This window comes from Nocardioides sp. Z30_9 (genome assembly GCF_058215735.1).
In genome coordinates, this window is sequence record NZ_JBZAJF010000001.1 from 1619563 (window position 1) to 1637630 (window position 18068).

Genomic DNA, 18068 nt, shown 5'->3' on the forward strand with positions numbered 1-18068 from the left:
GTCGTCACCTCGGGGTCTCCGCCCTCACCTCGGGTGCGCTCACCACCCGGCCCGACCTGCTCACCACGAACCCGCCACCACCGCCGGCGACCAGGCGGGCCTGCTCCCGGCCGTACGGCGGCACGACCACCTCGGGGTCACCGACTGGTGTGAGCACCATGCCGGGCTCTCGGCCCGCACGTACGCACTGCAGCACGATGCCGTCCTCGAAGGAGGACAGGTCGAAGCCGCCGGAGCGGATCCGCCCGCCGGCGAGGGTGACCAGTGGAGCGTTCCGGGCCGGAGGCGGACCGAAGAACAGGAAGGGGCGCGCCCGGAGCGTGCCGTCCCAGGCGAACACGGCCTCCTGGCGCCAGCCGCTGAACTCCCCCAGCGTGGGCACCAGCCCGGCGAGGGCGGTGGTCGGGTCCTCGAGGACCGAGCTCGGCACGATGACGTCGTAGCCGTCGGCGTACTGCGCCGGTACGGCGGTGAAGCCGGCGCCTGCCCCGCCGCCGGTCAGGGCGGAATCCTTGAGCAGCTGAACGTCGTAGGAGGTCTGCCGGACGTTGCAGCCACCGAGGTCGCGGTCACGGATCAGCGTCACCGTCAGCTCGTTGCGCACCAGCTGGTCCCGGGGCGGGAGTGCGACCGACAACGACTGACGGCCGGCGCCGGGAAGCCGTGAGCTGGCGAGGAGGTCGTCGTTGAGGCGCACCTCCACCAGCCAGCGGGCGTCGACGGTGGTGGCAGGGACCATCATCGAGATCTGGAACGAGGCCGGCACGGTGCCACCCGGCAGGTCCGCCAGCGAGTACGGCACCCGCCAGCTGCGGCGGTCGGAGATCTGCTGCACCGACGTGTCGACCCCGAGGTCCTCGAGGGTCGCACCGCTGCCGACGGCCCGCTGAGGCGCAGCCGCCCTGGGGTCGGTGGAGCCGGAGTCACTCGTGGTGACCGCGCTCGTGGTCAGGAACGTCGGTACGACGTCGGCCGCGGGCGTGACCACACCGAGCAGCGTCACGTCGCCTCGCGTCCCGACCCGAACCGAGCCGCTGTCGGCCGCTGTCTCCCAGTCCAGGGTGGAGAGCGCGTCAGGGGGGCCGAGGAGGATCGGGGTCTCACTGTGGTCCTCGGCGTCCGGGACGCTCTCGGAGTAGGAGACGTCGTACCCACGCTGGGTGAGGAAGGCGCCCAGCCGGGCCGCGGTCGCGAACCACTCGCGTGAGCTCGCCCGGGGCGAGAGGACCAGCGTGACCTCGTGCCCCAGCTCCGCGACCACGTCCCGCACGGTGTGCAGCGGCTCGTCCAGCAGCTCCCCCCGCACCCGGGTGTCCTCGGCGTCCAGGGCCACCAGGGCACCGATCTCGGTGGTGACGTTGCACCGCCGCTGGTCCAGACTGCCCGTCGTGCGGAGCTGCACGTGCAGCTCACCGTCCTCGACGGCCCACCTGGGCACGTCGATGTCCGCCTTCAGCTCGCGGTCACCGGGCTCGAGCTCCGAGACGAAGACCGACTCGCCGTCGATCAGCACCCGCAGGAAGACGGTGCTGGCCTGCGCGACCTCGGTGTTCCCGCGCAGGAGCAGCACGGAATGCTCCAGGCGGGAGTCGACCGGCACCGGGACGGTGAAGCTCCCCGAGGTTGAGTTGTCGTCGCTGAGACGGATCCCGCTCACCTTCCCCAGGTCGAGCAGGCTCGTGCTGAACACGTGATCCGGGGGCACGTTGTCCTCGTCGTTGCTGAACCAGCTCGGGCGAGCCAGCACGGCCCCGACCACGACGAGAATCGCCACGAGGAGGAAGACCAGCGCCCCCACCGGCAGCCACCTTCCGCGCATCAGCCCTCCTCCGCGGCAGCTCGCCGGCCACGGGTCCAGTAGGACTCCGCCCGGATCTTGGAGCGGTCACAGCGATCGGCGTACCGGCTGGCGATCTCGATCGACTCCCGCATCAGCCCCTCGCCCACCAGGATCGGGTCGAGGCCGAGCGCGCGCAGGTTGTCGTTGCGCAGCGCCAGCTCGTTCTCGGCCGCCTCGACCCGGGGGTTGGAGACGTGGTCGACGGTCCCGCCGAGCATCCCCGCCACGAGCTGGGCGAGGTCCTCGACGCGCAGGGTCTCGGCGAGCTGGTTCATGATCCGCGCCCGGCCCCGCACCTGGTCGCCGGACTCCACGGCCATCCGCACGCAGCGCACGGTGTCCTGGATGTTGATGAACGCCCGCGTCTGGCCCCCGGTGCCGTACACCGTCAGCGGGTAGCCGATCGCTGCCTGCATCAGGAACCGGTTCAGCACGGTGCCGAAGTCGCCGTCGTAGTCGAACCGGTTGACCAGCCGGTCGTCGAGCCGGGTGTCGTCGGTCTGGGTGCCCCAGACGATGCCCTGGTGCAGGTCGGTCACTCGCACCTTGTCGTTCTCGGCGTAGTACTGGAACATCAGCTGGTCCATCGACTTCGTCAGGTGGTAGACGCTGCCGGGCTTGGTCGGGTAGAGGATCTCGCGGGTGACCGTGCCGCCCTGACGATCGGGGTAGCTCACCTCGAGGTATCCCTCGGGCAGGTCGACCGGCGAGGTCTCATAGCCGTAGACGCCGGTGGTCCCGAGGTGCACCAGGTGCGCGTCGAGGCCCACCTCCACGAGGCCCGCGAGCAGGTTGTGCGTGCCGTTGGCGTTGTTGTCGACCGTGTACCGCTTGTGGGCGCTGTCCTTCATCGAGTACGGCGCGGAGCGCTGCTCGGCGAAGTGCACGACCGCGTCCGGGCGCAGATGCTCCAGCAGGGCGAGGAGGCGGTCGTAGTCGTGGGCGAGGTCGAGGTCGTCGTACCCGATGACCGATCCGGTGACCTCTTCCCAGGCCGACAACCGTTCGGGCAGCGTGCGGATCGGGGTCAGCGACTGCACCCCGAGCTCTTCGTCCATCCGTCGCCGGACCAGGTTGTCGACGATGGTCACGTCGTGGCCCGCGCGGGACAGGTGCACCGCACTCGGCCAGCCACAGAATCCATCGCCCCCGAGAACAAGCACCTTCATGATCTCTCCTCACGGGTTGACCACATTCAGCGTAGGTCGCAGCCCTGCACCGAGGCTTCGTCCCGACCCGGCCGGCGGGCCTCACCGGCGGCCCCGCCTGCAGGGGCGGTCCAGACCGCTTCCGGCCCGGGCACAGCCGGGCTCAGGGCCGAGGCGCCCGCTGCAGCTCGGCGATCATCGCCTGCGTCGCTGGAACCCGGTCAGCCCCTTCACGGTGCACGAAGCCGAAGGTCCGGGTGCCGAAGGACGCGTGCCCGCGCACGGACACGGCCGGGTGCCGGTAGGCCTCCAGCGCCGACTGGGGCAGCAGCGTGACCCCCAGCCCGGCCGCGACCAGGTTCTGCACCACCACGTAGTCGTCACTGACGTGCCGCACGCGAGGCTCGAAGCCGGCGGCGGCGCACAGCCGCAGCGTGTGCGCCCGGCACCGCGCGCACCCCACGATCCACTCCTCCTCGGCGAGGTCGCGCAGGGCGAGGCGGCGGCGGCTCGCGGCGGGGTGCTCGGCCCCGACCACGAGGCGCACCGGCTCGTCGGCCAGGGGGTGCCACAGCAGACCCGGCGCCTCGACGGGCGCGAGGTCCTCGTATCCGAAGACCAGGGCGAGGTCGACGTCACCAGCGATCACCTGCGCGATCGCCTCGGGCGGCTCGGCCTCGACGAGCTCGACGTCGACCTCGCGGTGGCGTTCCCGCAGGCCCGCCACCGCACGCGGGACCAGGGTCGCCGCCGCCGAGGGGTACGCCGCCAGGCGGACCCGGCCGCGCCGGAGCTCGGTCAGGTCGGCGAGCTCCTCCCCCGCCATGTGCAGCTGTACGGCGATCGCGTCGGCGCGCGCGAGCAGCACCCGGCCCGGCTCGGTGAGGTCGACCCCACCGGCGCCGCGGAGCAGGAGGGCGCACCCCACCGACCGCTCCAGTGCCCGCAGGTGCTGGCTGACGGCCGGCTGGGTCCAGCCGAGCTCGCGGGCGGCGGCGCTGATCGAGCCCGCCCGGGCCACGGCACGGAAGATCAGCAGGCGTTTCGCATCCACCTGCTCGAGCATAAGTCCTGCTTATGGGTCGTCCTAGGAACTCGGGACTTCCGTAGGGCCCCGACCGGTGGCGAACATGGAGGGCATGAAGACGATCGGCCTCATCGGAGGCATGAGCTGGCACTCGACGCTGCAGTACTACCGCGTGGTCAACGAGCTCGTGGCGCAACGCCGCGGCGGCCACGCGTCGGCGCGGATCACCATGGAGTCCCTCGACTTCGCCGAGGTCAGGGAGCACCAGGTCCGCGGCGACTGGGACGCGGCCGGGCGCCTGCTCGCCGAGGCCGGCCGGCGTTGCGAGCGGTCCGGCGCCGATCTCGTGCTGATCTGCACCAACCTGATGCACCGGGTGGCCGACGACGTGGAGGCCGCCATCGACGTCCCGCTCCTGCGCATCACCGACGCGATCGCGGACCGGGCGCGCGAGTCCGGCTGGTCTCGACTCGGCGTGCTCGGCACGCGCTGGGTGATGGAGGAGGACTTCTACGTCGGACGGCTCGCCCGGGCGGGCCTCGACGTGGAGGTACCCGACCCCGACGAGCGCCGGGAGGTGGACCGGATCGTCTTCGACGAGCTCACCCTCGGCCGGGTCGAGGACCGGTCGCGGGCGGCGTACCTCGCGGTGATCGAGCGGCTGCGGGAGGCCGGCGCCGAGGCCGTGGTCTTCGGGTGCACCGAGATCGAGCTGCTCGTCAGTCCCGAGGAGTCACCGATCCCCGTCCTGGACTCGATGCGGACCCACGCCGAGGCCGCCGTCGCCGCCGCGCTCGGGGATCGCACCCCCGCCCCTGGCATCGGACGGGCTCCGTGAAATCCATATTTCGGACGAACCATGGCTTTATTGGTGCAGGACCGGCATCATCGCTGAGGTTTGCGGGCCGACCCCCGAGACGGCCCGAGACAAGCTGCCCGTCGTTAGGATATTGCGGCGGGCAGCACCCTTTTCCGCCCCGCCCACACCCTGCAGAAGTAGAACCGCCCGCCTCCTGCAGCTGCAGGTGACGGGCGGTTCGTCGTCGGTGGAGCTGAGGGGATTCGAACCCCTGACCTTCTCATTGCGAACGAGACGCGCTACCAACTGCGCCACAGCCCCATGCGCCGTTCAGCGCGAGGGAAAAGTTACCACCGGCAGGGCTGGCCCTCCGAATCGCCCCCTGCTGACAGCCTGCATGTTGGAGAGGGTTGTGGACGCTTCAGGCCCGGTCGGCACCTTGATGAGCGTCCATAACCCCGATTTACATGCGGTTGGCGCCGCGGCCCTAGGCTCCGGCGACCCGGCGCTCGCCGTTGCCGGTGTCGGTCTCGGTGGAGGCCGCCTCGGCCGACTCGGCGGCCTCGCGGGCCAGGGTGCTGTCGGCCTCGTCGTGGCCGGAGCTGTTCATCCCGGTGAGCTCGATCGTGCGGACCGTACGACGGGCGCGAGCCTTGTTCACGTAGGTCGGCAGCGTCAGCGGCAGCGGGTCCCACAGGGAGCCGTCGTCGGCGAGGGCGGCCTCGATCTCCGCACGCTCCAGGCCCACGGTGTCCTCGGCGAGCAGGTCGACGAGGTCCTGCGAGTGCTGGACCTTCTCGACGGGCGCGGGTGCGTGCTCGACCTCGATCGCGTCGGCCTGGGCGGCCTCGGGGACCGACGGGGCCACGACGGCCGAGGACCGGCGGGCGTTGAGCTTGCGGACCGAGAGCCGGGCGAGGACCAGCCAGCCGACCACCAGTGCCCCGGGGACCGCGGGCGCCCAGATCGGCAGGTAGGCGAACCAGGTCAGGGCCCACACGACGGCGAGTGCCGCGACGAGCAGCCCGAGCACCCGGCGGCGGCGCTGGGCCGCCTTGCGGGCCGCGGCACGGGTCACGAGGGGACGCGTCTGTGCAGGGACGCTCGGGGCAGCGGGCTTCGTGCGCCGGGGGGCGGTGACTGTCTTCTCGACGGTCTCGACGTGCTCGGTCTCGACCTCGACCACCTGCGTCTGGCCGCCCTTGGCCTTGCGGGTGAGGATGCGCACCTTGTCAGAGTGGCCCTCCACGAGGCGGTCACTGGCCAGCTCGTCGTGGTGCTTGAGCGCCTTCGGGATCAGGTAGAGCGCCCAGGCGACGGCGAGCACGACGAAGATAACTGCTGACAAGTCCACGGGGCTGACGATACGAGGGGGGCTGGGCCCGGAGCCGCATGCGTGGCGGTGTGTCGGGAGATCACTCGTGTGACTGCTGTGAATCTTGTGATCGGCGGGTGTTCTCGAGGCGTTTCAGCAGTCCCAGCGGCACTTCCTCGCGGGTGATCGCGAACAGCCGGTGGTCGCGCCAGTTGCCGTCGATGTGCAGGAAACGAGGGGCGAACCCGAACTCCTTGATGCCGAGCTTCTCCACCACGCGCAGCGAGGAGGTGTTCTCCGGCCGCACCGCCACCTCGATGCGGTGCAGCCCCACCGGTCCGAAGCAGTGGTCGATCGCCAGCGCCACCGCCACCGGGGTGATCCCGCGCCCGGCGTACTCCTGGTCGATCCAGTAGCCGATCGAGGCGAACTGCGCCGATCCCCGCACGATGTTGCTCACCGTCACCTGCCCGACGAACCGGCCGCCGAACTCCACCACGAACGGCAGCTGCCGGCCGGCCTTCGCCTCGATCAGCATCTGGCGCACCATCGCCCCGTAGCTGCGTGGCTGGACCTGGCTGCGGGAGGGCGCGGTCGCGTCCCAGCGGCCGAGCCAGCCGGCGTTCGCCTGCCGGACCCGCCGCCAGACGTCCTTGTCGTGCCGGCTGATCGGCCGCAACCGCACCTCGCCGGCATCCAGCACCACCGGCCAGCCGGCGCTCAGTGGTCGCTCCCCACGATCTGCTCGACGGCGTGCCGCAGCAGTGGTACGACGACCTCGAGGCCGTCCCTGACGCCGCCGCGCGACCCGGGGAGGTTGACCACGAGCGCGCCCCCCAGGGTGCCGGCGACCCCACGGGAGAGCGCCGCCGTGCTGACGCCCTTGCCGATGCCGTGCGCCCGGATGGCCTCGGCGATCCCGGGCACCTCGCGCTCCAGCAGGCCGCGGGTCACCTCGGGGGTGAGGTCGGTCGGGGTGAGACCGGTCCCCCCGGTGGTCAGCACGGCCCGCGCCCCGGACCGCACGGCCGCGCGGATCGCCTCCCCCACCGGCTCCCCGTCCGGTACGACGACGGGGTCGCCCACGGTCCAGCCGGCGCCGCGCAGCGCCTCGGCGATCAGCGGGCCGGTGGTGTCCTCGTAGACCCCGGCCGCCGCGCGGTTCGAGGCGACCACGACCGCCGCGGGCAGCGAGGTCACCGGGAGCCCTCGCGCCGGTAGGTGCCGCTCTTCCCGCCGGTCTTCTCCTCCAGCCGCACGTCGGTGATCTCCGCGTTCTTGTCGACCGCCTTGACCATGTCGATCACGGTCAGCGCCGCGACGCAGACCGCGGTCAGCGCCTCCATCTCCACCCCGGTGCGGTCCGTGGTGCGCACGGTCGCGGTGATCGTGACCCCGGAGTCGTGGACCTCGAGGTCCACGGTGACCCCGGAGATGGACAGCGGGTGGCACAGGGGGACCAGGTCGGGGGTCCGCTTGGCGGCCATGATCCCGGCGACGCGAGCCACCCCGAGGGCGTCGCCCTTGGGCACCCCGTCCCCGCGCAGCGCCTCCACCACCGCTGGGGAGACCAGCACCCGGCCGGTCGCGGTGGCCGATCGCGAGGTGACGTCCTTGCCGGAGACGTCGACCATCCTGGCCGCGCCGGACTCGTCGAGATGGGTGAAGCGCTCCATGTGGTTCCTCCCTCAGTCCAGCGGCCGGTCGAGCAGCAGCACCGGGACCTGGTCACCCTGGTCGATCCGGGTGACTCCCTCTGCCAGCACGATCAGCGCGTCGGCCTCGGCGAGGCCGGCGATCAGGTGCGAGCCCGCGCCACCGACGGGGGTGACCCGGACCCCCTCGGCGCCGAGCTCGACCTTCGCCCGGACCAGCTGCTGCTTGCCCGGCATCGAGCGCAGCGAGGTCTGGACGGTCGCGGTCACCAGCCGCCGCCCGGCGGGCTCGCGGCCCATCAGCTTGTGCAGGGCCGGGACCACGAACATCTCGAAGGAGACGTACGCCGAGACCGGGTTGCCCGGCAGCGTGAAGATGGGAGTCCGGTCCTCGCCGACGACGCCGAACCCCTGCGGCTTGCCGGGCTGCATCGCCACCTCGAGGAAGTCCACGGTGCCGAGCTCGGTGAGCACCTCCTTGACCACGTCGTGGGTGCCCTTGCTGACGCCGCCGCTCGTGACCACGAGGTCGGCCCGCGCCAGCTGGTCGGTGAGCGCCTCGGTGAACGCGGTGGGGTCGTCCGAGCTGGCGACCACCCGGTACGCGCTGCCGCCGTGCGCGCGGACCGCCGCCGCCAGCAGGTAGCTGTTCGCGTCGTAGATGCTGTCGTGCCCCAGGGGCCGTCCGGGCTCGACGAGCTCGGAGCCGGTCGACATCACCACCACCCGGGGCCGGGGCGAGGTGGAGACCCGGCCGAGGCCGACCGCGGCGAGCAGCCCGACCTGCCGGGTGCCGATGACCTCACCGCGACGCATCAGCACGTCGCCCTTGGAGACCTCCTCGCCGGCGCGACGGATGTGCTGGCCCTCCTCGGGCGCCCGGTGGACGAGCACCTCGCGGCCCTGCTCCTCGGTCCACTCGAACGGGACCACAGCGGTGCACCCGGCGGGGACCGGCGCCCCAGTCATGATCCGCACGGCGGTGCCCGGCGTCAGCGAGAAGATCGTGGCCTGCCCGGCCGCGATCTCACCGACCACCGGCAGGTGGGCGGGCCGTTCACCGGTGGCCTCGGCGACGTCGCGGAACGCCACGGCGTACCCGTCCATGCCGGAGTTGTCGAAGACCGGCAGCGAGACCGGGGAGACGACGTCCTCCCCCACGGGCAGGCCGATCGCGTCCATCAGCGGGTGGTCGAAGGGCTGCATCGACTCGATGCGGCTGAGCACTCGCTCGAGGTGGTCCTCGACCGGCAGCAGGTCCGGGGGCGGCTCGACAGGCATGGGGACGACCCTAGTCCGCGGTGGGTTCCTCACCGAGGACCTGGCCCGCCTCGATCCGGCCGTGCGCACCCTCGACCTCGACGGCGCCCCGGATCCGGACTCCCTTGCCGAAGGTCCAGTCGCCGGAGACCACCAGCGACTCCGCGCCCTTCAGCGACGGGACCCCGGTCGGGAACCGCTTGTCGAAGTCCTCGACCAGCTTGTAGTGCTCGTCGAGGTCGATGAACGGGAGCGTCTCGGCCACCTGGTCCAGGACGAAGTCCTCGCCGAGGTCGTAGGCGTCCGAGCGGAGCACCAGCAGGTCGTTGGTCGTCTTCACCGGCACGAACCGGTCCCGGCCGACCTCGATCGTGCGGGAGTCGTCGAAGACCTCGATCGCCGCGCCCATCGCGGTCTCGATCTGGATCACCTCGGGGCTCGAGGAGTCGCTGGGGTCGACGTTCTTGACGTTGCGGATCAGCGGCAGCCCGAGGATCCCGTCACGGCGCCGGCTCTCGTCGCGCATCCGCTCGAGGTCGAACCACAGGTTGTTGGTCGAGCAGTACTTGTGCCGGTCGAGGTCGCCCAGCGCCTCCAGGTCGGCCTTTGCCGTCTGCGCCGTCTCGCGCAGCACGATCCGCCCGTCGGCCTTGCGGCGGGCGAAGTGGCCGCCCTTGCGGTCGGACTTGGTACGCCGCACGGCCTCGATCGCGAACGGCGCACCCGACTCGGCGAACCACCCGGCGACCCGCGCGTCGGCCACGGCACCGAGGTTGTCGGAGTTGGAGACGAACGCCTGCCGGTAGCCGGCGTCGATGAGCTGGTCGAGCAACCCGCTCGACATCAGCGCCGTGTAGATGTCGCCGTGCCCGGGCGGACACCACTCCATCGACGGGTCCCGCGGCCAGCTGACCGGTCGCAGGTCGTCGGCGCGCAGCTTGGGCTCCTTGTTCTGCAGGAACTCCAAAGGCAGCCCGGGGACGGCGAGGTCCTGGTAGCGCTCCAGCGCGGCGAGGGTGTCGGCCGAGGTGCGGAAGCTGTTCATGAAGATCAGCGGCAGCGTGGCGCCGTACTCCCGGCGCTGGTGGAGCACCTGCCGGGCGATCACGTCGAGGAACGACAGTCCCCGGCGCACGCACAGCAGGGACTTGGCGCGGGCCATCCCCATCGAGGTGCCGAGGCCGCCGTTGAGCTTGATCACGACCGTGGCGCCGATCGCCTTCGCGGCCGCTTCCTCGCTCACCTCGACGTCGTCCAGTGAGGGCATGTCCAGCGGCTCGATCGTGCTCTCGGCGATCACGCCCTTCTCGCCGTGCTCGAGCTGTCGGTAGTAGTGCGCGAACACCTGGATGGCCAGGTCGTCCACGCCCGCGGCCTGCATCTTCTCGGTGGCCTGCCGCAGTCCTTTCGATGTCATGTGCCGATCGTAGGCTGATCGCGTGCCCGACTACATCGCTGCCGCCAAGCTAGCGCTCCGCGACCAGGTTCTGACCGCTCGCAAGCACCTCCCGCTGACCGTCCTGGGCGAGCGCGCCCGGTCGCTGGCCGACCATCTCGTGGCGACTCCCGAGGTCCGGGACGCCGCCACGGTCGCGGCCTACGTCTCGGTCTCCAGCGAGCCCGGCACCGGGCCGCTGCTCGACCGGTTGCGCGAGCAGGGCAAGCGGGTGATCCTCCCGCTGCTGCAGGGCGACGACGACCTCGACTGGGCGCCGTACGCCGGCCCGGAGGACCTGCACACGGCCCGCCGCGGGCTGCTCGAGCCCTCCGGTCCCCCGCTCGGCCGCTCCGCGGTGGCCACCGCGGACGTGCTCCTGGTGCCCGGCCTGGCGGTCGGCAGGGACGGCGTGCGCATGGGCCGGGGAGGCGGGTCCTACGACCGGGCCCTGGCCCGGGTGCCCGTGGGGACCTTCGTGTGCGTGCTGCTCAACGCCGAGGAGGTGCTCGACACCGTGCCGCACGAGGACCACGACCGGCCCGTCGCCGCCGTGGCGACCGAGCTGGGCGTCACCCGCCTCGGCCGCGGGGCGTCCCAGGCAGGGCCTACGCCGTGAGCGAGTGGTGCCGCCCGATCGGCAGCACCATCGGCTTGCCCGAGACCGGGCAGGGCTTGACCTGGCTCTCCATCCCGAACACGTCGCGCACCACCTCGGCGGTGAGCACCTCGTGCGGGTCGCCGGCGGCGTGCAGCCGGCCGGCCCGGACCGCGACGAGGTGGTCGGAGTAGCGCGCCGCGAGGTTCAGGTCGTGCAGCACCATCACGATCGTGGTGCCGCGGGTGCGGTTGAGGTCGGTGAGCAGGTCGAGGACGTCGATCTGGTGGCTCACGTCGAGGAACGTGGTCGGCTCGTCGAGCAGCAGCAGGTCGGTGCGCTGGGCCAGTGCCATCGCGATCCACACCCGCTGGCGCTGCCCGCCCGAGAGCTCGTCGACCGGCCGGTCGGCCAGCTCGGTGGTCTCGGTCACCGCCAGCGCCTCGGCGACGGCGTCGTCGTCCGCGGGTGTCCAGCGGGCCAGGAAGCCCTGGTGGGGGTGGCGGCCGCGGGAGACGAGGTCACCGACCACGATGCCCTCGGGGGCGATCGGCGACTGCGGGAGCAGCCCCAGCGTCCGGGCGACCTCCTTGGTCGGGAGGCGGTGCAGGTCCTTGCCGTCGAGCAGCACCCGGCCCGCCTGCGGCGAGAGCAGCCGCGCCATCGAGCGCAGCAGGGTCGACTTCCCGCACGCGTTGGCCCCGACGATCGCGGTGATCCGTCCCGGGGGGACGACGAGGTCGAAGCTCTCGACGACCGTGCGGTCGCCGTACCCGAGGGTGACGCCCTCGAGGCTCAGGGAATGTAGGTCGGTCACAGTGACCCTCCAGCACGGTTGTTCCGGACGAGCAGGTAGACGAGATACGGCGCACCGATGGTGCCGGTGATCACCCCGACGGGGTAGCGGGCGCCGAAGGCGAACTGGCCGACAAGGTCGGCGGCCATCACGAGCACCGCCCCGACCAGGGCCGCGGGGACCATCAGGGACCCGCCACTGCCCACGATGCGGGCCGCGATCGGGCCGGAGAGGAACGCGACGAACGCGATCGGGCCCGCCGCGGCGGTGGCGAAGGCGATCAGCGCGACCGCGGCCACGATCGACACGATGCGGGTGCGCTCCACCCGGACGCCGAGGGCCGACGCGGAGTCGTCCCCCTGCTGCATCAGGGTCAGGTTGCGCGACTGGGCGAGCAGGACCGGCGCGACGAGCACGACGGCCACCAGCAACGGGCCGACCTCGCCCCAGGTGGCGCCGTTGAGGCTGCCGGTGAGCCACTGCATCGCGGTCTGCAGGTCCCACGCCGCGGCCTGCACGATGACGTAGGCGACGACGCTGTCCAGCATCGAGGCGATCCCGATGCCGATCAGGATCAGCCGGGTGCCGACGACGCCGTCCTTGTAGGCCAGCACGTAGATCAGCAGCGCGGTGACCAGGGCCGCGGTGATCGCCATCAGCGACACCACGGTCTCCTCGACCGAGAGCACCACGATCGCAATCACGGCGGCTGCGCTGGCCCCGGAGCTGATCCCGATCACGTCGGGCGAGGCGAGCGGGTTGCGCAGCATGGTCTGGAACGTGGTGCCGGCGATGCCGAAGCAGGCGCCGGTGAGCACCGCCAGCACGGTCCGCGGCAGCCGCAGCTCCCCCACCGTGAACGACGCGCCCGGCACGACCTCGCCCATGATCACGCGGAGGACCTCACCGGGTCCGTAGAAGGTCTGCCCGACCATCAGGCTCACCGCGAACAGCACCACGGCGATCACGGCGAGGTTCACGCTGGTGAGGGCACGGCGGCGACTGCGGCGTACCCGCGACTGGGCCACGGTCCGGGCCGCCGAGTCGCGCACCGTCTGGGCACTCACAGCGCACGCAGCTTCTGCCGGCGGACGATCGAGATGAACACCGGGGCTCCGATCAGCGCGGTGACGATGCCGACGTCGATCTCGGTGGGCCGGGCCACGACCCGGCCGATGACGTCGGCGGTGGTGAGGAGCAGCGCGCCGACCACGGCCGAGCTCGGCAGCAGCCAGCGGTGGTCGATGCCGATCACCAGGCGGCACACGTGCGGCACGATCAGGCCGACGAACGCGATCGGCCCGGCCACCGCGGTGGCCGCACCGCACAGCGTGACCGCCCCCAGGAACGCGATCACGCGGGTCCGGGCGACGTGCTCGCCCTGTCCCGCGGCGACGTCGTCACCGAGGGCCAGGGAGTTCAGGCCGCGGGCCGTGGCCAGGCAGATCACCGCGCCGACGACGAGGAAGGGCAGGACCTGGCCCAGCTTGGAGTACGACGCGCCGCCGACCCCGCCGATCTGCCAGAACCGGAACTGGTCCATCACGTCGATGCGCGGGAGCAGGATGGCGCTGATCAGCGAGGTGAGCGCCGCCGAGGTGGCTGCTCCCGCGAGGGCGAGCTTGAGCGGGGTCGCACCGCCCCGTCCCAGGGAGCCCACCGCGTAGACGAACAGCGCCGCCAGGGCGGCACCGAGGATCGCGACCCAGATGTAGGAGGTGGACGACGAGAGCCCGAAGAAGGCGATGCCCGTCACCACGGCCAGCGAGGCCCCGGTCGTCACCCCGAGGATGCTGGGGTCGGCGATCGGGTTGCGGGTCACGCCCTGCATCACCGTCCCGGCGGTGCCCAGCGCCGCGCCGACCAGCATCGCGAGCAGGGTGCGCGGGATCCGCTTCTCCACCGCCGCCTGGGCGAGACCGTCGCTGCCGGCTCCCAGGGCGGCGAGGACGTCGCCTAGGGAGACGACGCGAGCGCCGAAGGCGACCGAGGCGAGCGCTGCGAGCGCCAGCAGCCCGAAGGCCACCACGATCCACAGCGCCCGCCCTGCCGCGGGACGCCGCCCGGGGGCGACGTCCCGCGGCATCGTTCGCAGGGGTGTCTGCGTCACGCCTTTTCAGCAGCTGCGGCCAGCAGGGCGAAGTACTTGTCGATGCCCCACGGGATGGACAGCGGCGAGGGGTTGGCCGAGGCCGCCAGCGGGGTGTTCTCCTCGAGCACGGCCACGGCGCCCTTCTTGATCGCCGGGATCTGCTTGAGCAGGGCGTCGGACTGGATCCCCTTGAGGATCTTGCCGTCCGGGTCGCCGTAGGTCACGAAGACGTCGACGTCGTTGAACTGGTCGGCGTTCTCGGAGCTGACGCTGCCCAGGAACTCGTCGCTGCCCTCGGAGGCCTTCGTCACCGCGGCGGGCATCTTCATGCCGACCGACTCCATGAACCCCGGACGGGTGTCGTTGGTGGTGTAGAAGCCGATCTTGCTCATGTCGGCGGGGTCGAAGTAGGAGAAGATCAGGCTCTTGTCCTTCAGCACCGGGTACTTGGCGAAGGCGTCACCGACCTGCTTGTCGAGGTCCGCGATGAGCTTCTCGCCCTCGGCCTTCATCCCGAGCGCCGTGCTGTTGAGCTCGATCATGTCCTGGACCGAGGTGGCCCAGGCGATCTCCGGGTAGGCCACCGTGGGGGCGATCTTGCTCAGCGTCTCGTAGTCCTTGTCGGTCAGGCCGGAGTACGACGCGAGGATCACGTCGGGCTTGGTGTCGGCCACGGCCTCGAAGTCGATGCCCTCGGTCTCGTCGAAGAGCACCGGGGTCTTGGCGTCGAGCTCCTCGAGCTTGTCCTCCACCCACGGCAGGACGCCGTCGGCGTCGTCGTCGCCCCAGGTGGCCTTGCTCATGCCGACCGGGACCACCCCGAGTGCCAGCGGCACCTCGTGGTTGGCCCACGCCACCGCGGCGACCCGCTTGGGCTTGGACGTGATCTCGGTCTTGCCGAGGGCGTGCTTGATCGTGACCGGGAAGGCGTCGGACCCGGCGTCGGACCCGGAGCCGGCGTCCCCGTCGTCCGACGAGCTGCCACAGGCACTGAGGGTCACGGCGAGGGCGACCGAGGTGGCCACGGCCAGCAGGCGCGGTGTGCGCATGATGGTGCTCCATTCTGCTAAGTAGGTAAGGCAAACCTAACCTACCGCGGACCTACCGCGGAGCGAGGACCATCCTGTGGTCCACTTCGCGACGTACGGCGTCGCGGCCGAAGGCCCAGCGCAGGGTGCGCCCCGACGCCCACAGCGGGGTCTGGTCGCGGTAGTTCCCCGAGGCGGGATGGCCCGAGGCACCGGTGAGGTTCACCCACCGCGAGCGGTCGAGGTCGTCGAGATCGACCACCATCCGCATCGACGGCGCCGAGGTGACGGTGTACCCCTGGCTGGCGTCCCAGTTTGTCGCGTCCACGGCGGCGCTCCCCCCGGCGGCCGCGAACGGCCCCCGGTTGAACAGCGCCTCCACGAGGCCCACACCGCTCTGGCCCAGCGACTGGTTCTCCAGCTCCAGGCGGTGCAGCCGGCCCCACTCCCACCGGTTGGGGCTCAGCGCCACCTTGCGGGTGAGCTCGTCGCGGGCGGCGAGCATCGCCTGGGACAGGATCATGTCGCGGTCCTCCACGACGTCCTCGGTCTTCGAGTCGTCCCACCACTGGTTGTCGGGCTGGCGCAGCAGGTTGCTGACCACCGCCATCCAGCGTTGTCCGCCCTCGGGCCACAGCGCCTCGGGCAGCTCGTCGTGGAAGGTCCGGCGCAGCAGGTTGCTCCAGACCACGTTGAAGTAGGCGGCCGGGGCGGAGTCGGCGGGCTGCGAGTAGTCCCAGTCGAGCAGCAGCCGCTGGCCGTCGGCGTAGTACTCCGAGGTCATCAGCTGGCGCAGCAGGTAGGGCACCAGCACCGGCGCCATCGGGTTGCGGTCGTCGAGCTGCAGGGCGCTCATGTCGCCGACGTCGAGCCGGGCCCCCTCCTCGAAGCGGCTCATGAGCACCGACCGGATCCGCTGGCTGCGGTAGCCGTGGTCCGGGGAGTCGCTGAGGTAGTGCTCGTACGACGGGCCGGTGACCGCCTGGTTGGCGGTGACGATGAACCCCTCGGCCGGGTTGAGGACGTTGGGCAGCTCCTCGAACGGCACGTAGCGGCCGCTCCAGTCGTTGGCCGAGCGCCAGCCCTCCGCCGGGTAGGCCCCGCTGCGGTTTCCCTTGCGGATCGGGATCGCTCCCGGTGCCTGGTAGCCGATGTTGCCCGCCCGGTCGGCGTACACCAGGTTCTGGCTCGGCACGGCGAACTTGGAGGCCGCCTCGCGGAACTCCCCCCAGTTCCTGGCCGCGTCGATCATGAAGATCGCGTCGGCCGTCGGCCGCGGGGTCAGGGCCGTCCAGGCCAGCGCCACGGCGTAGCCGTTGTCCCGCTCCGGGGAGTCCGCCCCCACCTTGGCGTTGGCGCCCACGCTGGAGAGCTCGGCGGAGACGTCGGAGAGCAGCGGTCCGTGGCGGGTGGAGCGCACCGTGATCAGCCGCGAGGACGAGCCGGCGACCCGGATCACCTCGTCGCGCTCCTCCAGCGGCACCTGCTTCCCGTCGTAGAGGTAGCTCTTGCCGCTGACCTTCTCCAGGTAGAGGTCGGTCACGTCGGGGTCGAGGTTGGTGAACCCCCAGGCGATGTCGCGGTTGTGGCCGATCACCACGCCGGGCATCCCGGCGAAGGTGAAGCCACTCACGTCGAAGGGGCACTCGGCGGTGACGGTGTTGCAGTGCAGGCCCATCTGGTACCAGATGCCGGGGATGGAGACGCCCAGGTGCGGGTCGTTGGCGAGCAGCGGCTTGCCCGAGACCGTGTGCTCCCCCGAGACGACCCAGCTGTTGGAACCGATCCCGCCTCCCTTGCCGAGCAGGTCCGGGATCGCCCCCACCCCCCGCTCGACCGCCTCGAGCGCCTGCAGGGCCGCGCGGCTCGGTGCCGGCCGCGGGTTGCCCTCCGCCAGTCCGCCGGACGACTCCTCGGCGTCGCGGACGATCGGGCGGTGCCGGTCGTAGGGGTAGCGCGGGTAGAGCTCGTCGACCTGCTCGGGGGTGCGGTTCACCGCCAGCCGGGTGCGGGCGATCTCCTCGCTCATGTTGCCGCGCAGGTCCCACGCCATCGCCTTGAGCCAGGCCAGCGAGTCGACCGGCGTCCACTTCTCCGGCTTGTAGTCCAGGCCGGTCGCGCCCAGGACGGTGTACTCCACCGCCAGCTCGGTGGCCGTGCGGCCCTCGAGGTAGGCGTTCACGCCCTCGCTGTAGGCCTCCAGGTAGGTCCGGGTCTCCGGGGCCAGCAGGTCGAGCTCTTGCGCCGCCACCCGGCGCCACCCCATCGTGCGGATGTACATGTCGGTCTCGACGGTGCTCTCGCCGAGCAGCTCACTGATCCGTCCCGCGGTCACGTGACGACGGAAGTCCATCTCGAAGAACCGGTCCTGCGCCTGCACGAACCCCTGGGCCTTGAACAGGTCGACTGCAGTGTCGGCGTACACCGAGGGGATGCCCTGCTTGTCGCGCAGCACCTCGACCTCGCCCGAGAGTCCCTCGATGCGCTGGACGCCCTCGGTGTCCGGGAGCGGGCGCCGGACCATGGCGATCCCGGCCACGAGACCGGCCACCAGGACGAGCACGACCACCATCGCGACGTACGCCGAGGCGCGTGCCCATCCGGGCCAGTCGCTGATGGGGTGCTTGGAAGTCACCTCAGGCATTGTGCCGTAGCATTCGCAGTCGACGACCACGAGTGCCAACCCCTCGTCCCGCACGACCCCCGGAGGACCAAGCAGTGCCCACGTACCAGTACTCCTGCACCGAATGCGGCCACTTCTTCGAGATCTTCCAGAGCTTCTCCGACGACTCGTTGACCGTCTGCCCCGAGTGCGAGGGACGGCTCCGCAAGGTGTTCAACGCGGTGGGCGTGGTCTTCAAGGGATCGGGCTTCTACCGCAACGACAGCCGCGGGCAGCAGAGCGGCGCCGACGCCCCCAGCGCGCCCAAGGAGTCCTCGGGCTCCTCGGAGAAGACCGGGGACACGGCCGCCAAGACCTCCACGCCGGACAAGCCCAAGGCCGCCACCCCCTCGTCGCCGGCCACCACCTCCTCCTGACCCTGTGGACGACCGGCGCACGCGCTGAGCGATCGT

17 protein-coding genes and 1 tRNA gene are annotated in these 18068 nt (G+C 71.4%); 3 read left to right on the plus strand and 15 right to left on the minus strand.

Annotated features, from left to right (window positions below):
* Positions 1-4: 4 nt before the first annotated feature.
* The 3 genes from AC4BGB_RS07780 to AC4BGB_RS07790 form a co-directional block, all read right to left on the minus strand.
* Positions 5-1819 carry a hypothetical protein gene (locus tag AC4BGB_RS07780; protein WP_490546208.1) on the minus strand — a complete coding sequence of 605 codons (1815 nt, stop codon included), beginning with the start codon at positions 1817-1819 and terminating at the stop codon, positions 5-7.
* Positions 1819-3009, minus strand: coding sequence for an NAD-dependent epimerase/dehydratase family protein (locus AC4BGB_RS07785; protein ID WP_490546209.1), 1191 nt, complete (start codon positions 3007-3009; stop codon positions 1819-1821). Before AC4BGB_RS07785 ends, AC4BGB_RS07780 begins: the two co-directional genes overlap by 1 nt.
* 142 nt (positions 3010-3151) lie before the next feature.
* Positions 3152-4042 (minus strand): LysR family transcriptional regulator, encoded by an 891-nt coding sequence (locus AC4BGB_RS07790; protein WP_490546210.1) that lies wholly within the window; start codon positions 4040-4042, stop codon positions 3152-3154.
* 85 nt (positions 4043-4127) lie between these two features.
* Here AC4BGB_RS07790 and AC4BGB_RS07795 point away from each other — a divergent pair, with 85 nt between their 5' ends.
* Complete coding sequence (locus AC4BGB_RS07795; RefSeq protein WP_490546211.1) at positions 4128-4853, plus strand: aspartate/glutamate racemase family protein; 726 nt, start codon at positions 4128-4130, stop codon at positions 4851-4853.
* 209 nt (positions 4854-5062) lie between these two features.
* Here AC4BGB_RS07795 and AC4BGB_RS07800 read toward each other — a convergent pair.
* The 7 genes from AC4BGB_RS07800 to AC4BGB_RS07830 form a co-directional block, all read right to left on the minus strand.
* Positions 5063-5135, minus strand: a tRNA-Ala gene (locus AC4BGB_RS07800).
* 166 nt (positions 5136-5301) lie between these two features.
* The gene (sepX, locus tag AC4BGB_RS07805) at positions 5302-6168 is read right to left on the minus strand and encodes a divisome protein SepX/GlpR (RefSeq protein ID WP_490546212.1); all 867 of its coding nucleotides are present in this window, start codon (positions 6166-6168) and stop codon (positions 5302-5304) included.
* A 61-nt stretch (positions 6169-6229) separates the two neighbouring features.
* A complete protein-coding gene (locus tag AC4BGB_RS07810) occupies positions 6230-6835 on the minus strand; it encodes a GNAT family N-acetyltransferase (protein WP_490546213.1) in 606 nt (201 codons plus the stop codon).
* Positions 6836-6849: 14 nt separating this feature from the next.
* Positions 6850-7320 (minus strand): MogA/MoaB family molybdenum cofactor biosynthesis protein, encoded by a 471-nt coding sequence (locus AC4BGB_RS07815; RefSeq protein ID WP_490546800.1) that lies wholly within the window; start codon positions 7318-7320, stop codon positions 6850-6852.
* Positions 7321-7325: 5 nt separating this feature from the next.
* Positions 7326-7805 carry a cyclic pyranopterin monophosphate synthase MoaC gene (gene moaC, locus AC4BGB_RS07820; RefSeq protein WP_490546214.1) on the minus strand — a complete coding sequence of 160 codons (480 nt, stop codon included), beginning with the start codon at positions 7803-7805 and terminating at the stop codon, positions 7326-7328.
* A gap of 12 nt (positions 7806-7817) precedes the next feature.
* Positions 7818-9065, minus strand: coding sequence for a molybdotransferase-like divisome protein Glp (gene glp, locus AC4BGB_RS07825; RefSeq protein ID WP_490546215.1), 1248 nt, complete (start codon positions 9063-9065; stop codon positions 7818-7820).
* 10 nt (positions 9066-9075) lie between these two features.
* Positions 9076-10461: a UTP--glucose-1-phosphate uridylyltransferase gene (locus tag AC4BGB_RS07830; RefSeq protein WP_490546216.1), complete on the minus strand. Its 1386-nt coding sequence runs from the start codon at positions 10459-10461 to the stop codon at positions 9076-9078.
* A gap of 22 nt (positions 10462-10483) precedes the next feature.
* Between AC4BGB_RS07830 and AC4BGB_RS07835 the strand changes: the two genes are divergently transcribed.
* On the plus strand, positions 10484-11098 hold the full coding sequence (locus tag AC4BGB_RS07835; RefSeq protein ID WP_490546217.1) for a 5-formyltetrahydrofolate cyclo-ligase: 615 nt from the start codon (positions 10484-10486) through the stop codon (positions 11096-11098).
* Here the strand turns inward: AC4BGB_RS07835 and AC4BGB_RS07840 are convergent.
* Genes AC4BGB_RS07840 through AC4BGB_RS07860 form a run of 5 tightly spaced genes read right to left on the minus strand, consistent with a single transcriptional unit; the run spans position 11088 to position 17628 of the window.
* Positions 11088-11894 carry an ABC transporter ATP-binding protein gene (locus tag AC4BGB_RS07840; RefSeq protein ID WP_490546218.1) on the minus strand — a complete coding sequence of 269 codons (807 nt, stop codon included), beginning with the start codon at positions 11892-11894 and terminating at the stop codon, positions 11088-11090. The genes AC4BGB_RS07835 and AC4BGB_RS07840 overlap by 11 nt on opposite strands.
* A complete protein-coding gene (locus AC4BGB_RS07845; RefSeq protein ID WP_490546219.1) occupies positions 11891-12940 on the minus strand; it encodes a FecCD family ABC transporter permease in 1050 nt (349 codons plus the stop codon). The genes AC4BGB_RS07840 and AC4BGB_RS07845 overlap by 4 nt, the downstream gene beginning before the upstream one ends.
* Positions 12937-13983, minus strand: coding sequence for a FecCD family ABC transporter permease (locus AC4BGB_RS07850; RefSeq protein ID WP_490546220.1), 1047 nt, complete (start codon positions 13981-13983; stop codon positions 12937-12939). Before AC4BGB_RS07850 ends, AC4BGB_RS07845 begins: the two co-directional genes overlap by 4 nt.
* Complete coding sequence (locus AC4BGB_RS07855) at positions 13980-15014, minus strand: iron-siderophore ABC transporter substrate-binding protein (protein WP_490546221.1); 1035 nt, start codon at positions 15012-15014, stop codon at positions 13980-13982. Before AC4BGB_RS07855 ends, AC4BGB_RS07850 begins: the two co-directional genes overlap by 4 nt.
* Positions 15015-15066: 52 nt before the next feature.
* Positions 15067-17628 carry a penicillin acylase family protein gene (locus AC4BGB_RS07860; RefSeq protein WP_490546222.1) on the minus strand — a complete coding sequence of 854 codons (2562 nt, stop codon included), beginning with the start codon at positions 17626-17628 and terminating at the stop codon, positions 15067-15069.
* Between the two features lie 83 nt (positions 17629-17711).
* Here AC4BGB_RS07860 and AC4BGB_RS07865 point away from each other — a divergent pair, with 83 nt between their 5' ends.
* A complete protein-coding gene (locus AC4BGB_RS07865; RefSeq protein WP_490546223.1) occupies positions 17712-18032 on the plus strand; it encodes an FmdB family zinc ribbon protein in 321 nt (106 codons plus the stop codon).
* Positions 18033-18068: the final 36 nt, after the last annotated feature.